Annotated in this window: 9 protein-coding genes and 2 pseudogenes; 4 read left to right on the top strand and 7 right to left on the bottom strand. The window is 32.7% G+C overall.

What is annotated here, in order from left to right:
• Positions 1-354: 354 nt before the first annotated feature.
• The 7 genes and pseudogenes from TERY_RS28320 to TERY_RS37105 form a co-directional block, all read right to left on the bottom strand.
• Positions 355-667: pseudogene (locus TERY_RS28320) on the bottom strand (DUF3470 domain-containing protein).
• 171 nt (positions 668-838) lie between these two features.
• Positions 839-961, bottom strand: coding sequence for an HNH endonuclease (locus TERY_RS37120; RefSeq protein ID WP_370497237.1), 123 nt, complete (start codon positions 959-961; stop codon positions 839-841).
• A gap of 95 nt (positions 962-1,056) precedes the next feature.
• On the bottom strand, positions 1,057-1,350 hold the full coding sequence (locus TERY_RS33280) for a group II intron maturase-specific domain-containing protein (protein WP_370497235.1): 294 nt from the start codon (positions 1,348-1,350) through the stop codon (positions 1,057-1,059).
• 60 nt (positions 1,351-1,410) lie between these two features.
• Positions 1,411-1,521, bottom strand: coding sequence for a reverse transcriptase N-terminal domain-containing protein (locus tag TERY_RS37115; protein ID WP_370495598.1), 111 nt, complete (start codon positions 1,519-1,521; stop codon positions 1,411-1,413).
• A gap of 159 nt (positions 1,522-1,680) precedes the next feature.
• A complete protein-coding gene (locus TERY_RS35200) occupies positions 1,681-1,923 on the bottom strand; it encodes a hypothetical protein (protein ID WP_196797077.1) in 243 nt (80 codons plus the stop codon).
• 294 nt (positions 1,924-2,217) lie between these two features.
• A complete protein-coding gene (locus TERY_RS37110; RefSeq protein ID WP_370495596.1) occupies positions 2,218-2,361 on the bottom strand; it encodes a hypothetical protein in 144 nt (47 codons plus the stop codon).
• A 173-nt stretch (positions 2,362-2,534) separates the two neighbouring features.
• Positions 2,535-3,229, bottom strand: a pseudogene (locus tag TERY_RS37105) (IS1634 family transposase); the annotation flags it as partial.
• Between the two features lie 2,474 nt (positions 3,230-5,703).
• Between TERY_RS37105 and TERY_RS15550 the strand changes: the two are divergent.
• The 4 genes from TERY_RS15550 to TERY_RS15535 all read left to right on the top strand — a co-directional run bounded on the left by TERY_RS15550 (position 5,704) and on the right by TERY_RS15535 (position 13,300).
• Positions 5,704-9,297 carry a response regulator gene (locus TERY_RS15550; protein WP_011612704.1) on the top strand — a complete coding sequence of 1,198 codons (3,594 nt, stop codon included), beginning with the start codon at positions 5,704-5,706 and terminating at the stop codon, positions 9,295-9,297.
• A gap of 767 nt (positions 9,298-10,064) precedes the next feature.
• Positions 10,065-10,475, top strand: coding sequence for a 50S ribosomal protein L21 (rplU, locus tag TERY_RS15545; protein WP_011612703.1), 411 nt, complete (start codon positions 10,065-10,067; stop codon positions 10,473-10,475).
• Positions 10,476-10,651: 176 nt separating this feature from the next.
• On the top strand, positions 10,652-10,939 hold the full coding sequence (gene rpmA, locus TERY_RS15540) for a 50S ribosomal protein L27 (protein WP_011612702.1): 288 nt from the start codon (positions 10,652-10,654) through the stop codon (positions 10,937-10,939).
• 675 nt (positions 10,940-11,614) lie between these two features.
• Entirely contained in the window at positions 11,615-13,300 is a 1,686-nt protein-coding gene (locus tag TERY_RS15535) for an NAD(P)H-quinone oxidoreductase subunit 4 (RefSeq protein WP_011612701.1), read from the top strand.
• Positions 13,301-13,600: the final 300 nt, after the last annotated feature.

The following is a 13,600-nucleotide window of genomic DNA, read 5'->3' as shown; positions in this document are numbered from 1 at the left end:
CGATAGAAAAAAGGAATATCTTTACTAATAAAGATAATTAATCGGCTTTGTTGCATGAATGTTTGGATCGCAACTTCTCCCCACAAGAGAAGTTGATTAGAATTCCACTGTGTAGCTTTCTGACTTACAATCCTGTATTATACGATTAAGTATGGCACATTGTATGAAAAACTCCACTGCCTGATTGTTGAATTTCTGTCGTGGCAACTTATTCCCAAGTATTACTTTCAACCATTACATAGTTGTTTCTGACACAGAAGGTCTATAGTATTCACCTCACGGGGTGACAAGCTAGTTGAAAGCTATATATAGAGATGGATTTGCCTTCGGGGGCTGAGGAATAATTCAATTCAATTAAAAGAAAACTATTATTGAGACATGTTGGGGTGTAGTGCGTTCGCTGCCAGCCCACTTCTCAGCTTCTAGTAATGGGTCTTTTTTTTTCTGTAATTACTTTCCATTTTCCGGCAAGATCTTCATTCAAGCTGATGAAGTCTTCCCATTCTTTTGGCACTTCATCAGATGGATAAATTGCCTCAACTGGACACTATGGTTTACACGCACCACAATGGATACATTCATTGGGATCAATGACTAGAAAATTTGGTCCTTCCCGAAATGCATCTACTGGACAAACAAGTACACAGTCGGTGTATTTATATTGGATACAAGGTTCTGTTACAACGAGTCAAAGTCATAATGGTTTAAAATGAGTAGGACTGTTACTCAACATAATTTAATTTCTATCTGAGTGGTATTAGATTCAATCCACAGATTGCTGTTTTATAAGAAATGTCCTTTTTTATAGGTATTTCATCCAAAAAATTCCATTTTAGACCTAATGAGTCTTGAGAAAGTTTACTGCTTTCAAATCCTCAGCAGTCTTAACGTCGTGGCAATGGGGGTTTAGGAGTTGTATATTTTCATATGTATTCTTACCACCTACAGACCTAGGGACGATGTGGTCGACTTCTATTTCTACCGTTGGTCTGAAATTTAATCTGCAAGATGCGCATTTATTCTTCTGACTTTTTAATAGTTTTGCTATTCTAGTTCTTACGCCGGGATATTTACTGACTCTACTACTCCAATAAATCCAGTCTCCATAATAATCTTATTGTACAGTGTAATAGGTACATCCGAATGGAGGTTTAGTATATATTTACCTTTGTTTAGAATCCAATTTCTGGTTTTATAAAGTGAAAAGTACTTTGTTTTTACCCAGGCACTAGACTTGTTTGGATACCTTCTTTTTGCCCATCTCCAAAGACTTCTCCAAAGTAGATTATCCAGTGTGTCGAATATCTCTTTGCTGACTACGGATGAGTCATAGTTGGCCCATCCTCTGATTACCAGGTTCAGCTTGGCTATTAATGCCTCTACTTGCCTCTGGCGCTTACTGATTTATACTTATCTAACAGCTAGCAACCTTGGGAAATAACTTTTGGTCAGAAGTTTTTGGTATTTACGCATCTTACTAATTTCGCCACAACTGGATGCTCTGTAAATGAACTTTTGCAACTTAAATACTCTGACTTCAACCTGTATTCCAGTTTATGTTTTTCCATTTGATATTAAGATTCACAGATACCTGGGATGGTATATCGTTTGAGTCCCATGCCACACTTAAAAATGGTTTAGGACTTCCTAATTTTCTTTTTAACCACATTCCGCACTTCATTATATAGTACAAAAAGATATATAAATTATTATCAGAATTTGAGCCAACAAATTAAACAAATTAATTCTATAGAACACGAAAAAATCAGTAGCATGAGTATTGTTGGCAAACCAGGGATTCCTTTTGGCAGAAGAAGATACAGGAGGAACTAGACTCCAGTTGATAGCATCAATTAATTTTCTTAACTCTTCAAGTGTTGCGAACATATGCTTTGGCGTGCGATCGCTTTTTATGAAAATCACAGATAATATTTTTGACAACTTGAGGGTAAAAACTCTAAAATAAAGCTCCTTTCTTCTGTGAGATTAATTACTTTTGGCCATTAATTAATTATCAACAAATATATTCCTTGAAAGCATTAAAATATCCATCTTAATGTCAGAGTATTTGTCTGAGACCCTTGGTTTAATTTATATTTAATGATGATAGACTATAGACTGTTTATTAAATTTTTTTCCTTGATTTCTAAAGATGCTAAATCCCATAATTTCAGTTTTTTGTTGATTGATCTTAAGTAATTTTGAGCTTGAGTAACTTTATCCAATCCAGTTAGTTATAATTTTTTTGCTAACTTTAATACCATCTTTTTTTTCTTGTTCAATTTTCAAGTTTAATTTCTGGATGTCACTTTTTTGGCGCTCTGCACTTTCAACAATTAACCATATTCTAGCATAAGTCACTTTTGGCTCTAACTATTTATATTCTTTTGTTTAAAATACCCTAGTTATTTATTTAATTTTAGGGTCTATTTCCGGGCAAAATTTCACTTTTTTCAGGTCTAATTAAATTATTTATTTAGCCTTTTTATAGTCATTGGGACTCTAGTTATCCATTTTAAATGTGAGATTAATTAGATATTTTATTCTCTATATAAGGCACTATCACAGACTATAATACTATATGATTTTATTTGTTTTTTCACATAACTTAAAATTTGACCAAATACTGCTTTATCTGATTCATTCCCATCACCAGTCCTCATAAACAAGGGTATTCCATTATCACTACTTACTATTAAATCTAATACACATTGTTTTAAATATGACCGATGGTCACGCGAATATCCCTTTGTAATTGTAATTAATATTGTTTTTTTGATGGTTTTCAGCAGTTTAAATATTATTATATTCCCCATATAAATAAAATGAAGTTGAATCTAAGTGAGCATATAAAGTCTCTATTTTAAACTTTTTAATAACTAATAACCCGAGCTCTATAAATAAATTTGTTAGTCCTAATTGATAGATATTATCCATTACTCTACCTATTTTATCATCGTTTAAGTATTCATTATTTATACCTGTTCCTAATAATTTTTCTATAGCTTTGTCTTCAAAAAAATTGACTAAATAAATATAATGGACGTAAGACAATCCCTAATCCATTGAAAATTCAAGCTTTTATTACTTTTCCAGCAGTAATTTTTTCTGAATTATTTACTCTTAATTTTTGGCTAATTAATTCTACTATTCCTATCTCATAAATTAAGCCTGCAACTATTCCTAAATGGTCAATATTTTTAACTGTTATTGATTCTATTAAATACATTTTTTTATACTCAATAAGAATGCAATAATCAGCTTTATTATTTCAGTTAAAGTTACTCAATACTATAAATAATTATACTTAATTAAATAGATATTTTTTTTACCTCCTGTCATACAATCTGAAGTGCTGAATGTGGGTTATAACATAGTAAAAACTGTATAATTTATCTAATTTATTCTGAGACACAATTGACAGAATTATACACCTATTAATTAGTTAATTAACCTATAAAATTATTCGCTTTTTTATATAGTTTAAAAATAAAAAAATATACCTTACAGAACAAAAATTTTATATTTTAATTACCTTCTAAAATAATCTTTATTATTTTGGTAAAAGGGTGGAAAACTATTTAATAAATCATCTATAAATGAACCAAAAAAAAGTTTACAAAGTGATTATTTTTAAATATAATCAGTTCATTTTTTTACCGAAAGTAAATACTATTATATGGTAAGTAATATTGCAGATGAAGTCGATCTATCTGGGGAATATCAAAATCTCAAATCAATGCTAATTTAATATTATATCAAGTCCACTTAATTCGGTGAAAAAAAGTTTCATATTCAGCAAGGGTACAAACCTTCATAAATTCTTTTTCCTCCTAACTTATAACTCCTAAATATTAACTCGTAATTAGCTCTAATTATACCAATGCTACCAGATTTTATATTATTTGAAAACTTGTATGTATTTCCAAAAATAAGGTTAAAAATTTTTAGATAAATTTCCCTATCTTTAAGGTTGTATTTTGCAACAAGTAAGCTATATTTATGTTGATTGAATATATTATAAAATGTTGATATTTGACCCTTAATCAAACTCTCCTAGCTCAACATATAAATTTTTGTCACTAAATTCAAAATTTCTGCCCATAAATATTTGATTTTGACGCTTTCATAATCGTTGCTTATTGAAGATAAAAAATAAGTATTGTTACTTGTTGATAAAAATTAAAAGTTTAGATAAAGTCATTAAAATTTATCGGTCAGAAATAGGTATTGAAGGTATGTTATCTGATGGTAATACAATAGAATATAATGTAGGATAAAGTCAGGAATAACACACACATTCTGAGTAATTTAATTCTACTAATAGCTATTACTTAAATTGTTTCATATTACCATGCTAATTATCTCAAAAATTTAGGAAATCAAAAATATATTTATCCATTAATAATCAACATAAAGATTAATAAAATTCAGAATAAATAGTAAATATTTGGTAAATATATATAGTGAATTTTGGGTCATAGCTAGGGATAGTTTAGTTGATATTTTTCAACAGGTAATAAACTTTAATTTTCAAAAAATATTTAATTATAAAATAAAATTTAAATTTCTATAAATTTAAGATAATCTTTAATTGTTTACACTCAACATATTGCTATTTATATGATGGTAAAAAAAAAATTAATTTACTTACATAAATGTTTCATTTGGCATTTTATTGAACAATATATTAATATAATTAAGGGAAGTTGGTGAATTTTGCTCACCAACTTCCTGGACAAGAATAATTATGATTATCAAAAAAAAGTGTGATTTTAAAGAAACATCTAATAATTTTAATCCTTATTTAAGAAGGATTTTGAGGCACTTATTTCCCCATAAGCGTAAGCATCATAGTTGGATTGAGAAACGCCACTATAGTTTTTCTTTAATAGCGATAATGCTTCGCCCCCTACTACTGCATTTCATGTCCCGTAGGGCTTAATTTCGGTGACAGTCAACAATACTTCATTATAAAATAAATTGGACACCTGGCCTCCGAATAGTTTTATAGCTTAATTCAGCAGCACCTTTTATTAATCTAATGTATCATTAAATAGGAGAGGAAATTATGTAGATTTAACCAAGTAAGGGATAGTGGTCTCTCAAGATTACTTTGATAGGCAAATAAATTCTTAAAGCATTGTACTGCTGGGTTTTAAAATTTTATCAAGCCCCCATTTTTTGATTTACAGACCAATAGGCAAGACAGAAAATACATACTATATCTCAAGACAGTTCAGATAAGATAAAAACTATTATAGTATGGAACCTTTAGATAAGCTTTTCATATTATAGAACTGTTCAAAAAAATATTAACTGAGGTTGATTGTACTATATCTTAGCTTATAATGTAAAGCAATATCTGGTTATAAAAGTAGCCTTTTCCCATTACTAAATCCGTGATTTAACAATAGCTATAACGTCAAAAAATACCCTCTCACATTTTGCGGATTTGGTATAATTAAAATTTGTAAACAAGCTCAATAATTGATAATTGAACTTAAAGAATAGTAATATAGCAGATTTAAAGCAAATGATGTACAGGGTGAATGGTAAAAATTTTGTAGTGCGTAATGGGAGCATCTTAACTTGGGTGAATGTAATTCATTGGCAACGGAAAGTGCTGCTTATTAAAAAATTACAATCCTTAATTTAAGGATATAAAAACAATAAAACCATAAAATAATAGGTAAAATGCATATGTTAAATCAAAAAAATAATCAACTCGACCATGGTCATATTGAACAGAAAATAGGCAGCAAAAGTAACACGATAATGAATCATGGAGAGTCGATAGATGAATGGTTTAATAGTTTAGAAACTTCAGATGTAGATAATGCTAATTACAATTTAATAGGAGAAAAAGTCAGGAGTGGCCCACAAGTAGGACTCTCAGAACTAAATAGTTTAGCGGATTTGTTTGAAGGTGAAACACCAGAGCTAGAGTCTAGTTGGGAAGAAGAAGAAATACTAGATAAAGGCCAATTAGAAATGGATAATCTAAAAATATCTGTAATTGATATTGATGATTCTGGTGATTTATCTGATTTATTGCTTGATGTTAATGAAACAAAAAAAACACTAGAAAATGAAAATAAAAGTGAATTAGATTTTGTGAATATAGTGGATGATGAATTATCAAATTTGCTGGATAATACAGAAGAAAATGATCTATATAAAGACAGTGATTCTCAAATAAAAAATACTAATTTTCCAAAAGAAAAAAGTAGTAATAAAAAATCAAGAGATGATTTGTCTCAGTTCTTTGATGACTTAAATAATGGAGATTTAGTAGAATTAGAAAATGTAAATGAATCAGAAATTGAGGGAGATTTAGAAATACATTTACAAGAAAATAGTGACCAATCTAAAAGCGAATTATCCCCACAGAATAAACCAGAAAATTTTAATTCAGATGAAGTATCTTTTAGTGAATTATTTGTAATTGACAATTTAGAAGAAGAGGTAGAAAATGATGAAATCTCAAAAATAGATCAACTAAATACAAATATAAAAAATGATTTATCCTCCAAAGCAGCAAATTTAGAAGCATTGTTTGAAGATTTAGAAACAGTTTATGGAGAAACAGATTTAGAAGAAATTCCAGTAGAATCAGAAAACTTGACATCTAGTTTTGTTGAACTATTCAATCAAGAAGATTTAGACTTCTCTGACTCACAAGATTTAATTAATTTAGATGGGTTATACTCTCAGGATTTCATACAAGATGATGATAATGATTTGAATAGTTTATTAGATGATAACGCTCTAGATTTTTATAACCTCGACTCTAATGAGTTACTAGAAAATACATTTGAGAGTAATGATACAACTCAAAAAAATCAGCAACTTTCGGCAGATTTAGAAGACTTATTGACTAAAATAAAAGAGCCAAAAGATAGTAACAAAGCTAATAAAGCTGTAGATTTAAATAAGTTGCTAGATGTTAAAAGTGAAAAAACTTCTGAAGAAATAGAAAAAAATCAAAAATTAATAGCTAATAACCAGAAAAAAGTAGATGATGAATTTACTGAATTAGAAGCAATATTGAATGGAGAGAACTCAGAAAATTACAATGTTTTTTTACAATTAGAACAATTATTAAATTGTATAGATATAAACTCCAAACCTCAAGTAAACAAAGTAGTTGTACACCAAACTACTACAGAGGAAGTATTAGCCAGCATAGAAAATCAATCCCAATCAGTAGAAGATCCATTTAGTGACTTAGAGAAATTGTTAGAAAATTCTGATCTAGATACTTCTAATAAATCTAGTATAGTTTCTACTCCTAATCCTCTTCGCAGAGGTAAACGTTCTCCAGAACAAACAGTTAAAATACCTGCAAAACAACTAGATAATCTCAGTAACTTGGTAGGAGAACTGGTAGTTAATCGTAATAGTTTAGAACAAGGCCAGGAACGAATGCGTCAGGTCTTAGATAACCTACTCAATCAGGTATTACTATTAAGTGATGCTGGGCAAAGAATGCACGACTTATATGAAAAAACACTTCTAGAAAGGGCAATTTGGGATAGTCGTCACCACAATCATTTTACTAATACTCCTGATAGAGCAGATACAACGGATGAAAGTAATGCAGGAAAAAGAAATTTTGATGACTCTCTTGAGCTAGATCGGGTAGAAAACTTTACTCCTTTCCATTTATTAGCTCAGGAAACTATTGAATATATTGTCCGAGTACGAGAGTCTGCTTCTGATGTTGAATTTTTGGTTGATGATGCAGAACAAGTAACTCGTCAACTACGACAGATAACAACTCAACTGCAAGAAGGTTTCACTAGATCGAGGATGGTCCCTTTTTCGGAAACGGTACAACTATTGCCCCGTGCTGTGCGAGACATTTCAATGGAGTGTGGTAAACAGGTACAACTTATAGTAGAAGGGAAAGAAACCTTAATTGATAAAATGATTCAGGATAAGCTTTCTGACCCGATGAAACACCTAATGAATAATGCTATCACTCATGGAATTGAAACACCTCAAGAGCGTCTCAGTCTAAGTAAGTCTAGTCAAGGTCGGATTACAATTCGTGCTTTTCACCAAGGTAATCAAACGGTGATTTCGGTAGCAGATGATGGGGCAGGAATAGATCCTGAAAAAGTGAAACATCAAGCAATCAAAAAAGGTGTAATTACTAAGAAACAAGCTCAAGAAATATCTGAGCTGGATGTTTATGAATTATTGTTTCATCCTGGTTTTACTACCAAAGCTCAAGCCGATAATTTTGCTGGTCGTGGAGTAGGCTTAGATGTTGTTAAGACTAATTTGACTGATATTCGAGGTACTATTACTATTGATTCAATTATTGATAAAGGGACAATATTTACAATTCGTTTACCGCTGAATTTAAGTATATCGAAAGCATTGTGTTGTATTAGCGATCGCTCCTGGATTGCTTTTCCTATGGATGGGGTAGAAGATATGGTGAAAGTTTCTAAGGATGAGCTGACAATAGACTCACAGGGAAAGAGCTGTATAGAATGGCGAGGTACAAAGTTGCCTTTCTGTCACTTGCGAGAGTTACTGGTTTATAATCGTCATCTCCGTCGCAGTAATGTTTATGGCATCAATGCTGAGGATGATATGACTTCAATTGTAGTGTTGCGTTCTGCTTATCCTGGGGTATTTGTGGCGGTGCAAGTTGATCAGGTTTTAGAACAACAGAAAGAAATTGTTATTAAACAGTTACAAGGTCCGGTACCTAAGCCTCTAGGTATTGCAGGTGTAACTATTTTAGGAGATGGTAAAGTTGTCGCGATCGCAGATGTCATTGAGTTAATTAACCTGGCAACAGGAAAACAACGCCGAGATGAAGGTAAAGTTTGGTCTCCTAGTAGTGGATATAGTAGTTCTTTTCCTGTAGATCACAAGAGTGAATCAACAGTATTAATTGTGGATGACTCAATTACAGTACGTGAGTTGTTATCAATGACATTTAGTAAAGCTGGTTATCGAGTTGAACAAGCAAGAGATGGTAAGGATGCTTGGGAAAAACTGCGTGCTGGTTTACCTTGTGATTTAGTGTTCTGTGATATTGAAATGCCTCGGATGGATGGTTTTGAGTTATTATCTCGGATGCAGAAAGATTCTAATTTGCAGCTCTTGCCTGTGGCCATGTTAACTTCTCGCGGCGCTAAAAAACACATGGAAATGGCCTTTGAGTTAGGAGCTAAAGGTTATTTCCATAAACCATATGTAGAAGAAAAGTTGTTAGATGGGGCAGTTAGTATACTTGAGGGTGAAACCGTTGGGTATGTCGTGAATGCTTAATAAATTTAAAGTCAAAAGTTGAAAGTTATAAAGTATTCAGATCTCAATTGCTATTTTAAGCTGCTTGTTTTGTCCACCACCGGGGCCAAACCTATTAGGGACATTTCATGAAATGTTACTAATGGAATGACACGACTAAAATATTGCATTACACAGGATTTAGTTTAATTTAGTTATAAACAATAGAAATACTTCCGAGTTTAAATATGTAAGGCAGATCGATAAACCAGGATTCAATCTTGAACGAGTCCACTTAAATTAAATTGCTATTGCGTGCAGTATCTAACAATCGCGAATCACTTTTTTCCCAAGGGTTTGCTCTTTTCCTTGAGCTATCTTAGGTGCAAGTGCTACAATTACTTAGTCGCTTGTTTTTAGAGTGGTTTCAGGTAAGAGCTATGTTTCAAGTATAGCACAAAGTCACCTACTTAGGGGACTTTTTAGTTGTTTTTTTTGAATAAATATGTTAGGTAAACGTTCACATATTATGTAAATATTAGTTAATTAATTACAAGTGGGGCAGTCTGAGACAAAAAATAAAAAATCTACTATCAGTGACTATTCCCCAGTTATTCTGAGAAGTTTAACTTGACAAAAGCTACCACAATCCGAAATAATTATTATTTGTGTGTCTAAATCCTGCTCGGACCAGGTTCAGGCATATTAAAAGCTGGAAAAAAAAGGCATTCACCTCAGTAATTAAACCCTACTTAAGGTATTAGTCTCAGAAACAGCTACCTGTACGGCAAACCTTACAACACAAAGAAATGACTTACGCAATTATTGAAACAGGTGGAAAACAACTAAGGGTAGAAGCAGGTCGCTTTTATGATATCGACCTTCTATCTGGATCAGAGGGAGATAGGATTTCTATCAATAATGTACTTCTAGTTCAAAATGATGGTGATGTTCATATTGGTCAACCCCTTGTAGAAGGCGCTCTTATAGAAGGGACTATTATGAAACATTTGCGGGGCAAAAAAATTATTGTCTACAAAATGAGACCGAAAAAGAAGACCCGAAAAAAAAGGGGACATCGTCAAGAACTTACCCGTCTAATGATTGATTCTATAAGTCTGAATGGCAAAGTATTAGCATCTTTAGAAAAATCTCTAGTAGAAAAACCTGAAAGTTCTGTTATGGAAGTAACTTCAGAAACAACTGAAACAGTTACTTAAAGTACAACTCAACCCACGGAAGTTGAATAAACTATCAAGACTCAAGTTTCGCAGACTACAGCAGAGGTAGAAACTGTTGAACCTCAAATTCCAGAGACTACAGCAGAAGAAAAACTTGAAAATTAGACAGAATAAGTATAGTACTCAATTATAGATAATAAAATTCAGAGGAAATTATGGCTCATAAAAAAGGTACTGGTAGTACTCGTAATGGTCGCGACTCTAATTCCCAAAGATTAGGTGTTAAACGCTATGGCGGTCAAGTTGTCAAAGCAGGTAATATTCTTGTCAGACAACGTGGTAGTAAGTTCCATGCTGGTAATAATGTTGGTGTCGGTAAAGACTATACTTTATTCGCTTTAGTTGAAGGTATGGTAACTTTTGAAAGAAAAGGTAAGAGTCGGAAAAAAGTTAGCGTTTATCCTCTGGCTCAAGAAGCTAATGTTGCTGTGGATCAAGCTTGACATACTTCCGAAATTGTGCTTATGCCAGTTGGCATTGATTAACCATAATTAGGACTTACCCAAAGAAACCGGGCTGATAAGATATAGATGTCAATATGGTAGAACATCTAATAGAAACCCGGTTTCTATACTGGCTTGTACATTCTTCTGCACTTCAAAAAGTTTGTCAGGTGTTAGGTTTTAGGTGTTAGGTTTTAGGTTAAGGGTTGAAAAATTACAGCTAATTTCGGGCAAATTGATGTAAGGCTGTAGAAAAAAATCATGTAGTGCAAGGATCTTACCCGGGTAGGCTTACCTCATAAACCTGAAATATGTTTTGACAAATTGATTACATCTTACTACCAAATTCATTGATTTCAGCTCGGTTTTTTCCCGTTTAACTTTTGACTTCAATCATTTTCTATCTTTGCTTTTTAGCACCAAACCTCCTAAAACTTAAAATATTTGGAAGTACCAATAGTCAGTCAGTAACTTTCAAAGGGTTTGTGTTTTGATTTTTAGTTTTCAAATTATTATTATTTTAATATTCTCAATAACTATTAATAAGTTAAGACTATGTTTTAAATAAAAACAAGTATATATATTTATGCAAATATCTATTTACAAAGATTTACAAAATTTAGTAATATGCAGTAGTATAAAAAAAAATATAAGTAAGTATTTGTGCTCACTGTTATGATGGAGACTCAATTTCCCTGGCTGACCACTATAGTCCTACTGCCACTTCTGGCAGCTCTACTCATTCCATTCATACCTGATCAAAACGGAAAAACTATGAGATGGTATGGTCTTGGTGTAGGTGCTATAGACTTTGCCTTAATGTGCTACGTTTTCTGGAAGTACTACAATGCTAGTGACTCTGGCTTTCAACTGGTAGAAAAATATCTTTGGCTTCCTCAAATAGGTTTAAGTTGGGCAGTATCAGTAGATGGTCTATCTATGCCACTAGTACTTTTAGCTGGTTTAGTGACAACACTCTCAATATTCGCAGCGTGGCAAGTAGACTACAAACCACGTCTTTTCTATTTCTTGATGCTGGTTCTGTACTCTGCCCAGATAGGAGTATTTGTTGCTCAAGACCTAATGCTACTCTTCATTATGTGGGAACTAGAATTAGTTCCTGTATACCTACTCATCTCAATATGGGGAGGTAAAAAACGTCGCTACGCAGCAACAAAATTCTTGCTCTACACAGCAGCGGCTTCTATATTTATTCTAGTGGCAGCCTTGGGAATGGCCCTCTACGGTGAAGGCAATACTACCTTTGATATGGTGGAATTAGGCCTAAAAGATTATCCACTAGCTTTTGAACTTCTGCTATATTTAGGATTACTTATAACTTTTGGTGTCAAGTTAGCGGTTTTCCCTCTACATACATGGCTACCTGATGCTCATGGAGAAGCTTCTGCACCTGTATCAATGATACTTGCTGGTGTATTATTAAAAATGGGCGGATATGGATTAATTCGTCTGAACTTAGAAATGCTTTCTGATGCCCATGTTTATTTTGCTCCTGTTCTAGCAATTTTGGGCGTGGTTAATATTGTTTATGGTGGCTTAAATTCTTTTGGTCAATCTAACATGAAACGCCGTTTGGCCTACTCTTCCGTTGCTCACATGGGTTTTGTGTTGTTGGGTATTGCCTCATTCACTGACTTGGGAATAAGTGGAGCTTTGCTACAGATGATTTCTCATGGTTTAATTGCTGCAGTCTTGTTCTTCCTGGCAGGTGTAACTTATGACCGCCTCCACACTTTGGCATTAGATGAAATGGGTGGTCTTGGTCAAGTGATGCCAAAAATATTTGCTCTATTTACAATAAGTGCAATGGCATCTTTAGCTCTCCCTGGAATGAGTGGTTTTGCGAGTGAGTTAATGGTATTTGTGGGAGTAACTAGCAGCGATATTTACAGCTCTACTTTTTGTACTGTGACAGTATTCTTAGCAGCAGTTGGTCTGATATTGACTCCTATATATTTGCTTTCTATGTTGCGTCAAATGTTCTACAGCACTGGTAAAGCGCCAGTTTGTTTGCTCAAGAATACTCCTTATGAAAATGAAGTGTTGGATGAAGCAATTTGTTTTGGTACTAACTGTGTTTTACCTGCAAAAGCTGTTTATACTGATGCCAAACCAAGGGAAGTAGCGATCGCTGCTTGTTTCTTAGTTTTAATTATCGGAATTGGTTTATATCCTAAAATAGCAACTAGAATGTATGATGCAAAGATAGTTGCAGTAAACACTCAAGTACGTCAATCATACACTTTTGCTAAAGCTGATCCTCAACTGTTTGCTAAAGGATTTTTATTTCCCAGAATTCCTGAGTCTGAAGTATTATCTGTTTCTGGTCTATTAAGATAGGAATTAACTTTGAGCTTTAATATAGTGATATGCAGTAGGGGTATTTAATATTATACCTCTACTATTTTTTATGCAAAATTTCTGAGTATTACAGCGCATGTCAAATTGATGAATTATATCCCCATAACCACAACCTTCTAGGGACTTTGCATATAGGGACATTACATACCACTTCTCTACTGTGGTTTACAGATATTAAAACTGCTGTAAAGGTTAGTTAACTATTGTTTATTTACTAATATTTATTCATGTAAGTTTGTATACATTCATATAATTATAATTATCAATTGATATAGATTA

The sequence above is a fragment of the Trichodesmium erythraeum IMS101 genome, assembly GCF_000014265.1.
Taxonomy (GTDB): Bacteria; Cyanobacteriota; Cyanobacteriia; order Cyanobacteriales; family Microcoleaceae; genus Trichodesmium; species Trichodesmium erythraeum.
Note: the sequence above shows the minus strand (reverse complement) of the source record. Positions and strands in the feature narration are given on the sequence as shown.